Annotated in this window: 9 protein-coding genes; 2 read left to right on the top strand and 7 right to left on the bottom strand. The window is 60.3% G+C overall.

From position 1 onward, the window contains the following. Positions 1-82: 82 nt before the first annotated feature. The 7 genes from IAE48_RS21445 to phoB all read right to left on the bottom strand — a co-directional run bounded on the left by IAE48_RS21445 (position 83) and on the right by phoB (position 11568). Entirely contained in the window at positions 83-1456 is a 1374-nt protein-coding gene (locus IAE48_RS21445; RefSeq protein WP_200135534.1) for a DUF3999 domain-containing protein, read from the bottom strand. After that, complete coding sequence (locus IAE48_RS21440; RefSeq protein WP_200135533.1) at positions 1453-4155, bottom strand: DUF2339 domain-containing protein; 2703 nt, start codon at positions 4153-4155, stop codon at positions 1453-1455. Before IAE48_RS21440 ends, IAE48_RS21445 begins: the two co-directional genes overlap by 4 nt. A 55-nt stretch (positions 4156-4210) precedes the next feature. Next, positions 4211-6028: a maltodextrin glucosidase gene (gene malZ, locus IAE48_RS21435; RefSeq protein ID WP_200135532.1), complete on the bottom strand. Its 1818-nt coding sequence runs from the start codon at positions 6026-6028 to the stop codon at positions 4211-4213. Between the two features lie 368 nt (positions 6029-6396). Further along, entirely contained in the window at positions 6397-7746 is a 1350-nt protein-coding gene (proY, locus tag IAE48_RS21430) for a proline-specific permease ProY (RefSeq protein WP_200135531.1), read from the bottom strand. Between the two features lie 85 nt (positions 7747-7831). Beyond that, a complete protein-coding gene (brnQ, locus tag IAE48_RS21425; RefSeq protein WP_042712184.1) occupies positions 7832-9151 on the bottom strand; it encodes a branched-chain amino acid transporter carrier protein BrnQ in 1320 nt (439 codons plus the stop codon). A 407-nt stretch (positions 9152-9558) separates the two neighbouring features. Further along, on the bottom strand, positions 9559-10857 hold the full coding sequence (gene phoR, locus IAE48_RS21420; RefSeq protein ID WP_042712186.1) for a phosphate regulon sensor histidine kinase PhoR: 1299 nt from the start codon (positions 10855-10857) through the stop codon (positions 9559-9561). Between the two features lie 21 nt (positions 10858-10878). Further along, complete coding sequence (phoB, locus tag IAE48_RS21415; RefSeq protein ID WP_023481914.1) at positions 10879-11568, bottom strand: phosphate response regulator transcription factor PhoB; 690 nt, start codon at positions 11566-11568, stop codon at positions 10879-10881. Between the two features lie 197 nt (positions 11569-11765). Between phoB and sbcD the strand changes: the two genes are divergently transcribed. Together sbcD and sbcC are read left to right on the top strand one after the other, a co-directional pair. Continuing rightward, positions 11766-12968, top strand: coding sequence for an exonuclease subunit SbcD (sbcD, locus tag IAE48_RS21410; RefSeq protein WP_200135530.1), 1203 nt, complete (start codon positions 11766-11768; stop codon positions 12966-12968). After that, the gene (gene sbcC / locus IAE48_RS21405) at positions 12965-16105 is read left to right on the top strand and encodes an exonuclease subunit SbcC (protein ID WP_200135529.1); all 3141 of its coding nucleotides are present in this window, start codon (positions 12965-12967) and stop codon (positions 16103-16105) included. Before sbcD ends, sbcC begins: the two co-directional genes overlap by 4 nt. Positions 16106-16276: the final 171 nt, after the last annotated feature.

Genomic DNA, 16276 nt, shown 5'->3' with positions numbered 1-16276 from the left:
CCTGCGCCGTACCATCCGGCGTTGATGATCGCCTCCCGTAGGCCGGATAAGGCGTAAGCCGCCATCCGGCACTTTATCGGCGTTAAACTTTAGGACTCTGCGCTTCGCGCCAGATGCGGATCGCCATCCACGCCAGCACCGCGACGCCCAGCACTAAAGCCCCCCACACCAGCAACGTTTTCAACATCCCCTGCTGTTCGGTGACGGAGGTCGCCGTCATGCGCGCCTCGCCACCCAGCTTGACGTTTTCTCCTACAAACGCATCAGGAATCGACGCGGGATCGAGCTGCTTACGCAGATCCGGCGGGATCAGCGTATCCGGCGTGACGGCGGCAGGCTGTGCCGCTTTATTTCCCCACGCCAGCATAAACGGCCCTTTCCCCTGGGCGTTAAACACCAGCGCCAGCCGATCGCGGCTGCCGGAGACCTCAGGGAGCGTGTCAGGCAGTCGCGCGTCCAGCGTGGTAATGCGCACCGCCTGTACCGTCTCGCCCGCCAGTTCCACCGGTGCGGATCGCTGCCCGTTACGTTGCCAGAGCACGGTTTTGGTCAGCGGCTGCCACGGTGAGGTGGATGTACGGCGAATGGCAATCTCTGCCGGCAACACCGCATCGTCGTTAAAACCAACCGAGAGAGAGCGGAACGGCTGCGGCTGCGGCCATTGATATTGCGCCTCGGTCGGCGAAATCTGCCGCCCGTTGCCTGTCATCTCGATTTTTTCAAGCGGCGCAGGCTGGCGTCCAGGCATGGCTGTCGCCTCGGAGATGGTGACCGGCAGGTTTGGCGTATCAAACACCAGCAGCAGATAATGGCTGCCATCGGGTAACTGCATTTCCGGGAGCTGTATACGATCGAGCCTGAGCTTGTCGTTCCCGCTCGCCAGCGCCATTACCGGCGCATCATCCTGCAACGTATCCCAGCTGCGCATATCGCGACTCACCAGAACGGAGACTTTGCTGCGCCAGTTCTGGTCGTTTTCCTGCCAGCCGAGTTTGATCTCGCCAAGAGTAAACGTGTTGGGCAGAGTAGAAGGCAGCACCAACAAATAGCTCTTCCCGACCGGTTTGGAGGCGTCGCCTTCAATACGGATCTCTACCCCGGAAGGTGCCTGGAGGCGCACAACATTCTCCTCCTGTGCCGCGCCGCTTGCGGGCGACGCATCCAGCGGAAAGACGCGCAGCGGCACCGCTTCAGGAGTCGCAGTTTTGGTACTTTGCGTTTCAAGGGCGAACGGTACCCGCTCACCATCCTGGTTAAACACCCGCACATCGCGCAGATCCGGCCACGCGCTGTGGGCATAGACCTCCTGGGGCAGATCAACGCGATACCAGGAAGAGGGCAGCGGCGAATCGAGCATCACGCCGCGGGCATAATCTTGCGGTTTCTCAGGGAGATCTGCGGCGCCCGCCGGGGCGCAAAGCAGCGTACTTAACAGTAATCCGTACAGCCTTTTCATTGTCCTTCTCCCTCGTTCTCTTCCCGCGCCGCTTTGGGCGGCAGGGGTGAAAAATAGCCCACAATCAGCACCAGCACCGCCACGCCGATAAAGGCAATGGCGCGCGCCAGCCCGCCACCGCCCGCGCTGTCGACCAGCATCAGTTTCAACAGCACAACGCCCAGTAACCCTCCACCCACCAGCCACTGCTGGCGGGCCTGCCGACGCGTCGCGCGGATCATCACCACCAGCGCAATCAGCATCCAGAAGAGAGCAAACGTCGTCTGGATAAGCCGAGACGCCCACAGGCTTTCCGCACTCCACGTCACCTCGCCATAACAGGAGAGCGCGCGCAGCAGGATGCCATTCAGCCACCAGAAAGCCAGCGCAGCGAGCGCCCACGGGCGGGCGCTCCGGAGATCGGGCGCGAAATGGGGATAGTGTTTCCAGGCAAATTGGGTATAGAGCCACACGCCGAGCAACGCGAACGCCGCGCCCTCTTCCAGCGGATTGAGCAGCGGCAGGTACGGCATGCCCATCACCTTGCCGTCGTTCAGGTTGGCAAACAGCAAGGCGATAATGAGCAGCGGCACCAGCGGTGCCAGCGCCTGCGCGCCATAAAGCGCAGGCCAGACGCGGAACGGCCACAGATTACGGCGCACCGCCGCCAGCGTCAGCATAATCACCGCGCCGCCCGCCGCCATCGGCAGACCCCAGCGCCACGGCGCGTTACCCCACGGCAGCGCGTCTACAAACCACCACAACTCGCTACCAGCCGCGATCAACAGCAGCCAGAAAAGGGAGATGTGCAGCCCTTGCGACAGGCGCGGTAACAGCGCGCTACCCGCTTTACGCAGCAGTAATAGCGCGGAAGGCAGCGCCACGCACCAGACCAGGTTTTGCCAGCCAGAGGCCAGCAAGTGCCCCTGAGCAACCAGACGCTCGCCGATTAACAGCGCCATCGCCGGCCACAGCAACCATTGGGCAAGCCCAAGTTCCGGCCAGGCAAAACGCAGGCTGCCTGCGCGCCATAGCCATACAGAGAGTGCCACCAGTAGCAGCAGACCAAAGCCCACCTGCATCGACTGCGGCAGTATCAGCTCTGCCGCGCCCGCCAGTGCGACAATCCAGAAGAGGATACCGCCCGCCAGCAGCAGCCAGCTTCCCTCGCGGCGAAGAGTGCGCCACAGCCACGCGCCAATCAGCCAGCTTGCGCTGAGTACGGCAAAGATCATCAGCGTCGAGAGTGCATTGATACCGTCAGCGGCAGCCCACAGCGCACTGAAGAGCGCCAGCAGTAACAATGCAGTGCCGCTGTAGCTCATGCGGCGCTGCTGTTGCTGCACACCGAGCCACAGCACGCCCAGCCCCTCAAGTGACCAGGCCATCGCCGTCCAGCGCGCGGACAAGGCCAGCGGAATGGCGAGCGTAGCGAATGCGCCGCCCAGCGCCAGCGCGGCGAGCACCAGCGGTTTACCGGCTGTCGGGAAGCGTTTAAGAGCAACGGCGGCCAGCGTCAGGTAGAAGAGACCAAATCCAAGGGCGCTGAACGCCGGGCCGTAGGTCCAGTGCTGGGTCATGGCGTACTGCATGCCAAAACCCGCCAGCGGCGGTGCAAACAGCAGTACACCGTCGATAATACGCTCGCCCCGGCGCTGGGCGCGCAGGGAGAGGCCGACGCTGAAGACGCCGAAAATCAGCAGATTAGCGATCAGGAAGAGCTGGCAGCTGAGGTAATCTTCCGGGCGATAACTGGCAATGCCCCACAGGGCGGCCACGCCAAAAGTGAAGAACATGCCGAGGATATTCAGCTCGCGCCAGTGCTGCCATACGCTGATGGCGAGAATACCGACGGAGAGCAGAAGATAGAACGAGAAGAGCGCGATATGGCTCCCGCCACCGGTAGAGAGCAGGATCGGCGCGAGATAGCCGCCGAGGCTTGCCAGCAGCGCCAGGCTCAGCGCGCGTTGCAGCACCGCAAGCCCGACGCTCGCGGCGCAGATCACAATCAGCAGCGCAAAGGCGAGCGTCATCGGCAACATCTGCCAGAGGCGAAACGCGCCAAACACTGTGAGATAGAGTGCGCCGACCGCCCCGCCCTGCAATATAAGGGCAAAGACCGTCTGTTTATGCCGCAATCGCCAGCCGAGAACCAGCAGCACCAGCGCGACAACCGCCACGGCGACAAGCCGCAACTCCAGCGGGAAGAGCGCATATTCAACGCTGTAACGCAGCAGGAAAGAGAGACCGATAAACAGCAGCACCACGCCAAGTTTCGCCAGCGGGTTGCCCTGCATAAACCAGCGCACCAGCGCGGTAACCACGCCCCAGGAGTCACCGTCCGGCGCTTTCGCCTCTTCACGTTCGCGCACCACGGGCGCAGGCGTCTGCTCTGCCGTCGCGACTTTGCGCCCCCAGACATTGGCTGCGGGTTGCGGCTGTGCAGGGGTGATTTCGCTTGCCGCAATCGGCTGCGGCTCAGGAAGTGGCGGTGGCACCTCAGGCGCTGCGCTTAGCGGCTCGTTTATCGGCTCAACGGCCGGCTCCTCGCTTACCGCAGGAGCAATTGCCCGTTGTTCGAGTATGCTGACGCGCTGGCGCAGCAGTTGCAGTTCGACCTGCGTGGCAAGGCTGCGCCGCCAGGCGACAATCGCCATTATCGGCACCACGACCAGCGCCAGAATCAGCACGATGACACCGAATATCAGAAGACCATCCATGTACTTTCGCCTTCGCTAAAGGGGAGACGTTACGCCCGCCTCCCCGCACGCAGGCTCAGGAGGCAGACCAGACAGAAGCGCTGATAGCTGAAAGCGTCAGCACGCCGTCCTGTAGGTTACCTGTACCTTCCAGAAGCCGCCACTGTTTCGCTTGCAGCAGCGGTGAATCTTCCAGCACTACGTCACACGCCTCGCCACGGTTAATGGCAATCAGCACCCGCTGCTGGCGATAAACGCGCAGAAAAACCAGCACATCCTGCCGGGCATAGACCACCAGACAGCCGCCGTGACGCAGCGCCTGGCTACGGGCGCGCAGCTTTGTCATTCGCTGGTAGAGCGCCAGCAGGTGGCTATCCTGCTGCGTTTTATCCCACGGGAAGGGCTTGCGGCAAAAGGGATCGTTCGCGCCATCCAGCCCTACTTCATCGCCGTAGTAGATGCACGGCGTTCCTGGCCAGCAGAAGAGCCACACCACCGCCAGCGGCAGGCGGGCGATATCCTTGCCGAGAATGGTTTTAAAGCGCGGCGTATCGTGGCTGTCGAGCTGGTTAAACATCCGTAGCTGCTGCTGATGCGACAGCGCAGCACGATAGTTATCCATCCACGCGGCGCAAGTCTGCGCATCGATACTCTGCGGATCGAGGGAGATATCGGTATTGGCAAGAAACGCCCATACCGGCAGGGTAAAGCCGCGATAGTTCATCGCCGCATCTTCCGCATCCGCCTGCAACCACTGGCGCGCATCGCCAAAGTGTTCGCCCACCACATAAGCCTGCGGCTGAGTCTCTTTCGCCGCCCGGGTGATGCCGCTTACGTGATGCAGGTTGTTTCGCGCCCCGCCGTTTTCACCCAGCATATGCACCACGTCGAGCCGCCAGCCGTCCATATTCCACGGCGCTTTCAGCCAGTGGCGCACAATGCTCTCCTCGCCCTGATAGATCTCCTCAATCAGCGACGAAGAGCGGTAGTCGAGTTTCGGCAGGCTGGCGTAGCCCAGCCAGTCATGGGCGTAGCCGTTCTCATCAAAGTTGTACCAGCTGCGCCAGCGCGAATCGGGGTTATGGCAGGCCCCGCCGGTGGCGCGGTTATGGCGGTCGAACCAGGCGTGGGAGTCGCCGGTGTGGTTAAAGACGCCGTCGAGGATCAGCCTTATGCCGTTCTCCTGCGTGTTATGGCGCAGACGCAGTAGCGCCTCGTCGCCGCCAAACTGCGGGTCGACGTGGCGATAATCTTCGGTGTCATATTTATGCACGCTGGGCGCGACAAACACCGGGTTGAGGTAGAGCGCGGTGATGCCGAGCTTTTTCAGGTACGGCAGCTTTTCGCTGATGCCGTCCAGATCGCCGCCGTAGAAGGTCGACCCGCCCGCCTCGCCGGTAAGCGGCTCATCCCAGTCACAAAAACGAATTTCGCGCCCTGCGGCGTGGTGCCAGTAACGCTGATCTTGCTGCGCGGTGCGCGCTTCGCTACGGGCAAAGCGATCGGGGAAGATTTGGTAGAAGACCTGATCGGCGACCCACGCCGGGCCTTCATCGGGCGCATCGATGGCAAACTGCTCAAGCCTGGCGGGCGGGAAGCGGCTAAACCCCTGCGGGGTAAACCAGAGCTGGCGATCGTCCCACAGCAGCTTAAAACTGTAGCGGCGGCGCGGCTGGCCGTTGCTGATATCAATGGCGGCGCGCCAGAGGGTGACGCCATTATTGGTCGTGTTGCGCGCGCGGTGCATTGCAACCGGCGTCTCTTCGTTATCGATCTCAATTCGCAGCGTGACGCGCGACGGTAAATCCGTGCCGCGCAGCCAGAGGTTAATGATTAACTGCTGCTGGTGCGCTTTGACAAACGGCGCGACGGGCAGGTGCCATGCATTCAACATCAACGATCCCCTTTACATAATCAGGATCACTGTAGCCAACGTTCGGCCCGACCCGCCTCCTTCTTTCAACTTTTTTAAGGGGTTGAGAGACGGGGCGCAGAGATAAGACGGAAAAATGGGAGATAAACCGTAGGCCTGATAAGCGCAGAGCCATCAGGCATAACGCCGGGTGGCGGTTACGCCTTACCCGGCCTACAGAAGCCAGAGCACAGCACTCGTAGGCCTGATAAGCGTAGCGCCATCAGGCACAACGCCGGGTGGCGGCTACGCCTTACCCGGCCTACAAAAGCCAGAGCCCGGCACTTGTAGGCCTGATAAGCGTAGCGCCATCAGGCATAACTCCGGATGGCGAAACAACGCCGGAGAAATTACGCCCGGCGCTTAAACATCCAGCCAATCAGCAGCAGCACAATCCATGCAAAGCCGACATAGAGCGAAATGCGGGTTTCCGGATGCCAGCCAATCAGCGCGATGATAAACACCAGGAAGATCAGCCCGGCAACCGTGGTCGCCACGCCGCCCGGCACTTTAAACTTCAGCGCTTTCACTTCATCCGCCGAGAGGCGACGGCGGAAACCAATCTGCGACAGCAGGATCATAATCCACACCCATACCGTCGCGAAGGTCGCCAGCGAGGCAATCACCAGGAAGACATTCTCCGGCATGATGTAGTTGAGATAGACCGCCATCAGCAGCGCCAGCGTCATCACCAGCACCGTTACCCACGGAATGCCGCGGCGGGAGGTTTTGGCGAACATCTTCGGCGCACTACCCTGCTCCGCCATGCCGTGTAGCATACGCCCGACGCCAAACACATCGCTGTTGATCGCCGACAGGGAAGCGGTCAGCACGACAAAGTTCAGGATGCTGGCGGCAAAGGTGATGCCCATATGCTGGAAGGTCAGCACAAACGGGCTACCGTTGGTGCCCACCTGGTTCCACGGGTAGATCGACATAATCACGAACAGCGTGCCGACATAAAACACCAGAATACGCATCGGCACCGAGTTGATGGCGCGCGGAATCGACTTCTCCGGCTCTTCCGCTTCACCGGCGGTGATACCGATGATTTCGATACCGCCGTAGGCGAACATCACCATTTGCAGCGCCATCACCGTGCCCAGCCAGCCGTTACTGAAGAAGCCGCCGTGGCTCCAGAGATTGCTGATGCCGGTTGGTTGCCCGCCGTTGCCGATACCCCAGATGATGATGCCGAAACCGGCGGCGATCATGATGATAATGGTGGCAACTTTAAAGAAGGAGAACCAGAACTCCAGCTCGCCGAAGACTTTTACGCTCATCAGGTTGATGGCGCAGATCAGCAGCACCACGCTCAGCACCCAGATCCAGTGCGGCACCGTCGGGAACCAGACGCCCATATAGATGCCGAAGGCGGTAACGTCGGCGATGGCGACAATCAGAATTTCAAAGCAGTAGGTCCAGCCAGTGATATAACCGGCCAGCGGGCCGAGGTTTTCCTGCGCATAGCGTGAGAAGGAGCTGGCGGAGGGGTTGTGCACAGACATCTCGCCCAGCGCACGCATAATGATATACGCCGCGACCCCGCCGATAATGTAGGCCAGCAACACGCTGGGCCCGGCCATTTTGATGGCGTCCGCGGAGCCGTAAAACAGCCCGGTGCCGATCGCTGAACCCAGCGCCATAAAGCGAATGTGGCGGGTACTTAGCCCACGCTTCAGCTTATTCGTACTTTCCATCGTTTCCACTGCCGTTATTCATCACAAAAAATAAAAAACCACAGAGTGCGCTACCCCGTGGTTCAACAAACCGTGCTTGCTGCTGTTAATGCGCGCTGGAAGTCACCTGACGTCCCGCCGCGCGATCCCAGATAGCGGCCAGAACCACCATCACCAGGCTCGGCAACAGCCAGGCCAGGCCCTGCTCCGCCAGCGGTAAGCGCTGTGTCCAGAGCGGAAGGTGCTCAGCAAACGCGGAGGCTTTCACGCCGTCAAGGATACCAAAAAGCAGGCTGATAAACATGGTCGGCGCAATTACGCGGGTGGAACAATGCCAGAAAGAGCGGGTAAAGCTCAAGACCACCAGCACGATACACGGCGGATAGATCATGGTGAGCACCGGAATCGAAATCTGGATCAGGTGGCTCAGACCGAGGTTAGAGACCGCCATTGAGAAGATGCCGAGGATAAAGACCAGCGTACGGTAAGAGAGCGGCAGGTACTGGGCGAAGAACTCTGCGCAGGCGCAGGTCAGGCCAACCGCCGTCACCAGGCAGGCGATGAAAATCAGCGCCGCCAGCAGGAAGCTGCCCGCACCACCAAAGGTGTGCTGGACGTAAGCATGCAGTATCGCCGCGCCGTTAACGGACTGATCGACCAGCGTCGCGCTGTCCGAACCGAGGCGGAAGAGTGCCAGGTAGAGCAGCGTCAGGCCAACACCGGCCATCAGGCCCGCCCAGACGGTGTAGCGGGTCAACAGACGCGCTTCGGTCACGCCGCGCGAACGGGCGGCATTGACGATAACAATCCCGAAGACCATCGCGCCGAGGGTATCCATCGTCAGGTAGCCATTGACGAAACCGTTAGAGAACGGCGCGGTCTGGTAGGCTTCCAGCGCGTGGCTGATCGGACCGGCCGGCCACACCAGCGCGGCGATTGCCAGAATCGTCAGGGCGATAATTTTCAGCGGTGCGAGGAAGTTGCCAACGGTATCAAGCAGTTTGCCCGGATAGAGAGAGACCAGGATCACCAGCGCAAAGTAGACCAGGCTGTAGATCAGCAGCGCCATAGAGCCGTCGCCGGTCAGCGGCGCGATGCCCACTTCAAACGAAACGGTTGCGGTACGCGGCGTGGCGAACAGCGGCCCCACGGCCAGATAGCAGACCGTTGCCAGCAGCACGCCAGCGACTTTGCCGATCGGGGTGCTGAGGCTATCAATGCCGCCGCCCACTTTCGCCAGCGCAACCACCGTTAGCACCGGCAGGCCCACTGCAGTAATCAGGAAGCCCAGCGCCGCCGTCCAGACGAATTCACCCGCCTGTAAGCCGACCATTGGAGGAAAAATGATGTTACCTGCGCCAACAAACAGCGCGAAGGTCATAAAGCCCAGCGCGATGATGTCACGCGGTTTTAAGTGATGGGTCATAATGTTTACTGCCTGTGGATGTGGTGTCGTAAATATGTTGAATAATTAGCCTCTCCGCACCGGACAATAACGCATCATTAACGCGTTAAATCAGCGGGAAATGCTTAATGCACTGCGTGGCGAAGAATAGTTTTTCGGTTTACCACGCAAACACAGTCGGTCTGACAATGCATGGGGCGCAATTTAAACGCTTATAACGTTTAAAGGCAAGTCGGGATCGCAAAACCAGATAGTTATACTAAACAGTAGAAACCAGCCAGTGAAAAACTCTATTTATCAGAAAAACACGTGGCTGATCGTGCGAACAAAAAAGCAACAACCGTACAAACTACGTTGCAGGCGCGGGATGAGGCGAGGCAGAGCGGCTCGCCGTAACGAGCCGCCGGAAAGATAAGCTGACAAGGTGGTTATGGGTGGGCGTTTTTGGCAATCAGGCGTTCCGGCAGGACAAAGCTAAAACGCGTCCCTTTGCCCGGCGTGCTGCTGATATCAAGGCGGCTGTCGTGGTGATTAACCGCATGCTTGACTATCGCCAGCCCAAGCCCGCTGCCGCCCGTCTGGCGCGAGCGCGCTTTATCCACGCGGTAGAAACGCTCGGTGAGGCGCGGAATATGCTCGGCGGCGATCCCCGGCCCATTATCCTCAACGCTGAACTCCGCGCCGTGCGCCACCGGCTGCCAGCGCACGATAATGTGCGTCCCGGGGGGGGTGTGATTCACGGCGTTATAGACCAGATTGGAGATGGCACTGCGCAGTTGCTCTTCACTGCCCAGAACTTTCAACTGGCTGTCGATTTCAAAGCTGAAGCTCTGTTTCTGCTGGCTGAGGGTTTGCGCTTCCCGCTCCACCACGCGCAGCATCATCGGCACATCAATCACTTCATTTGCGCCATGGGTCGGCGCAGCTTCGATTTTTGACAGGGTCAGAAGCTGGCGCACCAGCCCCTCCATCCGCGAGGTTTGCTCGCGCATGGTGTGTAACGCTTTTTCGCGCGGCGCGCCTTCCAGCGTCTGCTCCTGCATCATCTCAAGGTAGCCCTGCAACACCGTTAGCGGCGTACGCAGCTCATGGCTGACGTTGGCGAAAAAGTTACGCCGCGCCCCTTCCAGCTGGTGCATCTGCGTGACATCGCGCGCCACCATCAGTAGTTGTTGCTCGCTGTAGGGCATCACGCGGATCTCTAAGTGGCGACCGTTGTTAAGCACCAGATTGAGCGGTTTGCTGAAGGACTGGCTTTTCAGGTATTGGGTAAATTCGGGATAGCGCAGCAGGTTGAGGATGTTCTGCCCGTTATCATCGGGCCAGCGCAGCCCCAGCAGCTGTTGCGCAAGGCCGTTACACCAGAAGATCATCCCCTCTTCCGTGGTCAATACCACCGCATCCGGCAGCGACTCAGCGCCGCTGCGAAAGCGTTTAATCAGGTTGCCCAGCTCGCGGCGGCGCTTTTTATTGCGCATCTGCATCTGATGCAGGCCATAGAGCAGCGGCTCCCAGCTGCCGGTGCCGGGCGGCGGCGTCATGCTTTTATCGACCCATAGCCACCAGGAGAGACGCAGCAGATTCCAGAAGTGCCAGATCAGAAGCCCGGTCACTGCCGCCAGCAAAAACCACGGCAGATAGCCGAACATCGCGCCCAGAATAAAGGCGGGGATACAACAAAGGAGGAGCTCCAGCACCAGCCTTTTCCATGACAGCCTTTCCAGCACGCGTCACACTCCTGTCAAATTTCAGAAACGGGTCGAAAAACGATATCCCGTGCCGCGTACCGTCTGCACCATCCGGTCGTGTCCACTCCCTTCCAGCGCTTTACGCAGACGACGAATATGCACGTCTACGGTTCTGTCTTCAACATAGACATTGGTGCCCCAGACGTGGTTCAGCAGCTGTTCGCGGCTGTAAACGCGCTCCGGGTGGGTCATAAAGAAGTGTAAGAGTTTAAATTCGGTAGGGCCCATATCGAGGGGATTTTCGCCGGTCATAACGCGATGGGAGGAGGGATCAAGGCTTAAGCCCTGCATCTCAATCACCTCTTCCACCGCCATCGGCGAAATGCGGCGCATCACGGCTTTAATGCGCGCCACCAGCTCTTTCGGCGAGAAGGGCTTGGTGATGTAGTCATCTGCGCCCGTCTCAAGACCGCGAACGCGATCTTCCTCTTCACCGCGCGCGGTGAGCATCATCACCGGAATATCGCGGGTCATCGCTTCGCGCTTCAGGTGCTTGATAAATTGAATGCCGGACCCGCCGGGTAACATCCAGTCCAGCAGCACCAGATCCGGCCAGGGTTCATTAAGCTGGTTTACCGCGCTGTCAAAATCTTCAGCTTCAACCGGCTGAAAACCATTTTGTTCGAGCACAAAGCACACCATTTCACGGATCGGTGCTTCGTCTTCCACGACCAGAATTCGTCTCGCCATCATTCGCCCTGTATTAATTAGTCTGCAGTATAAATAGCGTCGCCATTATGCGTCAGTTTTATGACAGATTTATGAATAACATGACCGCTATATGACCCAGCCCGCGCGATTGTGACAACGCAAATTTGCGCCAGGCGATGTCCCTGACCCGCTTAATGTTTATAATCGCCGTTATGCTTTTTTGCCACGGGATCACTATGCGCATTCTTCACACATCGGACTGGCATCTCGGCCAAAACTTCTACAGCAAAAGTCGCGCCGCCGAGCACAGCGCTTTTCTGGACTGGCTGTTAACCACGGCCGGGCAGCAGCAGGTCGACGCCATCGTGGTGGCGGGCGACATTTTCGATACCGGATCGCCGCCAAGTTACGCCCGCGAGCTCTATAACCGCTTTGTGGTCAATTTGCAGCGCACCGGCTGCCAGTTAATCGTGCTGGCAGGCAACCACGACTCCGTGGCAACCCTCAATGAATCAAAAGAGATCCTCGCTTATCTCAACACCACCGTGGTTGCCAGCGCGGGCGTTGCGCCGTTTCTGCTCTATCGCCGCGACGGCGAACCCGGTGCGGTCTTCTGCCCGGTGCCCTTTCTGCGCCCGCGCGACATTACCGTCAGCCAGGCGGGGATGTCCGGGCAGCAAAAGCAGCAGCACCTGCTGGCAGCCATCACCGACTACTATCAGCAGCAGTATCAGGCCGCCTGCGACCTGCGCGGCGATAAGCCGTTACCGATTATCGCCAGCGGCCATTTGACCACCGTTGGCGCGAGTAAAAGTGACGCAGTGCGTGATATCTATATCGGCACGCTGGATGCTTTCCCTGCACAAAACTTTCCCCCGGCGGATTACATCGCGCTCGGCCATATCCATCGCGCGCAGAAAATCGGCGGCACGGAGCATATTCGCTACTGCGGCTCACCGATCCCACTGAGCTTTGATGAGACGGGAAAAAGCAAAGGAGTCAATCTGGTGACCTTCGCCGATGGCAAGCTGGCAGAAGTCACCACTATTGACGTGCCCGCCACTCAGCCACTGGCAGTGATTAAGGGCGAGTTTGCCGATATCTGCCGCCAGCTTGAGCAGTGGCGTGATGCCCCCGCTACACCGCCGGTGTGGCTCGATATTGAGATTGTCAGCAGCGACTATCTGGTCGATATGCAGCGCAAGATCCAGCAGGTGACGGAAGATCTGCCCGTCGAAGTGCTGCTGGTGCGCCGCAGCCGCGAGCTGCGCGACCGTCTGCTCGCCGGTGAACTGCGTGAAACATTGAGCGAGTTGAAAGTGGAAGAGGTCTTTGACCGCAGGCTGGCACAGGAGGAGCTCGACGAGATGCAGAGTGCGCGCTTACATACGCTGTTCAGCGAGACCCGCCAGGCACTGGATGAGGAGAACGACGCATGAAGATCCTCAGTTTACGGCTGAAAAATATCAACTCGTTGAAGGGCGAGTGGAAAATCGACTTTACCGAAGAGCCGTTCGCCAGCAACGGGCTGTTCGCCATTACCGGGGCCACCGGGGCCGGGAAAACCACCCTGCTGGATGCCATCTGCCTTGCTCTCTATCACGAAACGCCGCGTCTTAGCACCCTGTCACAGTCGCAAAACGACCTGATGACCCGCGATACCGCCGAGTGTCTGGCGGAGGTGGAGTTTGAAGTCAAAGGGGTAGCCTATCGCGCCTTCTGGAGCCAGACGCGCGCCCGCGGGCTGGCGGATGGCAATTTACAGGCCCCGCGCGTCGAGCTGGCACTTTGCGAAACGGGGAAGATCCTCGCCGATAAGGTCAAAGATAAGCTCGATCTCACCGCCTCGCTCACCGGGCTGGATTATGGCCGTTTCACCCGCTCCATGTTGCTCTCGCAGGGGCAGTTCGCCGCATTCCTCAACGCCAAACCGCGCGAGCGCGCCGAACTGCTGGAGGAGCTGACCGGCACCGAGATCTACGGGCAGATTTCGGCGATGGTGTTTGAGAAGCATAAAAGCGCCAAAGGCGAACTGGAACAGCTGCGCGCGCAGGCCGAGGGCGTCGTGCTGCTGGACAGCGAGCAGCGGGCGCAGCTTGAGCAACGTTTGCAAGTACTGACTGACGAAGAGCAGACGCTGCTGAGCGCCCAGCGCAGCGCGCAGGCGCAGGCGCAGTGGCTTACCCGTGAAGCAGAGCTACAAGCGGCGCGCGGGCGGGCAAAAGCGACGCTGGCGCAGGCGCTGCAGGCGCGTAATGACGCCAGGCCGCAGCTTGCCGCTCTTGAACTGGCGCAACCGGCGCAGCAGCTTCGCCCGCTGTGGGAGCGGCTTGAGGAGCAGCGTAAAACCCTGACGCGTACCCGCACGCAGAGCGAGGAAGTGAATACTCGCTTACAGGCCAGCCTGTTACAGCGCGCGCAGATACGCGCCAGCGCCGCGCAGCAGCAAGCCTCGCTGCTTACGTCGCGGCAAACCCTGGAGACGTGGTTAAACGAGCATGCCCGTTTCCAGCGCTGGCAGAGTGAGTTAACCGGCTGGCGGGCGCTCTTCAGCCAGCTGGCGGAGGAGAAAAAGCAGTGGCTCGCGGCGCAGCAGCGGGTGCAGAGCCAGCAGGAGCGCCTGCGCACCCTGCCACTCTCCACCCTTGAGATGAGCCTTGAGGAGACAGCGGCGGCGATGGCGCTCTGCGCGCAAAACCGCCCGCTGCGCCAGCAGCTTACCGCCCTGCACGCCCGCTATGCGCCGCTGCGCAAGCAGTTGAGCCAGCGCCAGCAGAGCCTGCTGGATCTGAAAGCGGAGCAGGAGAAACTGACCGCCGAGCTGGCGCACAAACGCGAGCAGTATAAAGAGAAGAATCAGTTACTGAGCGAGGTGCGCACCATTTGCGAGCTGGAGAGCCGGATTAAGGATCTCGAAAGCGAGCGCGCGCGCCTCCAGCCCGGCCACCCCTGCCCGCTGTGTGGCGCAACGGAACACCCGGCGGTCGCCCACTATCAGGCTATCGAGCCGGGCGTCAATCAGACGCGCTTTAATGCACTCGATCTGGAAGTGCGCACCATGAAGGAAGCGGGCGTGGCGCTCGGTGAGCGGTTAAAAGGCCTTGCCGAGCGTTACGAGAAAGATGAGCGCGAAGCGAAACTGCTTGAGGAAGAGGAGCGCAGCTGGCTTGAGGCGTGGGCAAAGGCCTGCGCCGCGCTGAACGTCACCCTTGAGCCGCAGCGCGATCTCAACAGCTGGCAAAGCGCGCAGGATGCCTATGAGCATCAGCTTTATCTGCTCAATCAGCGCCTCACCCTGCAACAGCAGATCAATGAGCTGCGCCAGCAGAGCGAGCAGTATCAGCAGGCGGTTGAGCGCCGCCGCGAAAGCCTGGCCGCCACCCTTGCAGAACTCGATCTGGCGCTGCCCGCCGAAGACGATGAAGCGTCGTGGCTGGCCGCACGCGCCGATGAAGCGCAGCAGTGGCAGGCGCATCAGCAGCAGCTTACCGCGTTGCAGGAGCAGCTGGCGCAGCTTGCACCAATCCTTGAAACCCTGCCCGAAGACGATATCGCCGTTGGCGAGGCACGCGTGTCGCTGGAGGGGTGGCGCAACGTGCACGATGCCTGCCTGGCGCTGCAAAGCCAGTGGCAAACCCTGCATCAGCAATTGGCGCAGGTGGCAGAGAGCGAGCGCCAATCTGAGCAGGCATTTAACGATGCGCTGGCGGCGAGCATTTTTGACGATTGCGACGCCTTCCTCCGCGCTCTGCTTGATGATGGCGAGCATCAACGCCTTGCGCAGCTGCGCCAGACGCTGGAGGGTGATTGCCAGCAGAAACAGGCACTGGCGGCAAGTGCGGAGCAGGCGCTCACTGACCATCAGCAGCAGCGCCCCGCCGGGCTTGCGGCGGATGCCAGCGTGGAGAGCACCGCACCGACGCTGGAGCAGCTTGCGCGACAGCTGCGCGAGAACACCACTGGCCAGGGCGAGGTGCGCCAGCAGTTGAAACAGGATACGGATAACCGCAAACGCCAGCAGACAGTGCTACAGCAGATTGAGCATGCCAGCGCCCGCTGCGATGACTGGGGCCATCTCAATGCGCTGATTGGCTCCAAAGAGGGGGATAAGTTCCGTAAATTCGCCCAGGGGCTGACGCTGGATAACCTCGTCTGGCTGGCGAATAACCAGCTGACCCGCCTGCACGGGCGCTATCTGCTCAAACGCAAAGTGAGCGACGCGCTGGAGCTGGAGGTGGTCGATACCTGGCAGGCGGATGCGGTGCGCGATACCCGTACGCTCTCCGGCGGCGAAAGCTTCCTCGTGAGCCTGGCGCTGGCGCTGGCGCTCTCCGATCTGGTGAGCCATAAAACGCGTATTGATTCGCTGTTCCTCGACGAGGGCTTCGGCACGCTGGATAGCGAGACGCTGGATACGGCGCTGGATGCGCTCGATGCGTTAAACGCCACCGGGAAAACTATCGGCGTGATAAGCCACGTTGAGGCGATGAAGGAGCGTATTCCGGTGCAGATTAAGGTGAAGAAGATAAACGGGCTTGGCTACAGCAAGCTGGATGGGAAGTATGCGGTGCAGTAGGCCGCAGCATCATGCAGCTGAAACCGCCCAGGCCGGATAAGCGGTACGCGTCATCCGGCAATGGGATTACCTCGGTGGAAGGGTTCCGTTCACCTGTCCCGTAGGCCGGATAAGCGTGTAACGCGCCATCCGGCATTATCTCCGCGGCACAATTGCCGGATGGCGGCTACG

This window comes from Kosakonia sp. S57 (genome assembly GCF_016516575.1).
GTDB classification, from domain to species: Bacteria; Pseudomonadota; Gammaproteobacteria; order Enterobacterales; family Enterobacteriaceae; genus Kosakonia; species Kosakonia cowanii.
This window is presented reverse-complemented; position numbering and strand designations above follow the sequence as displayed.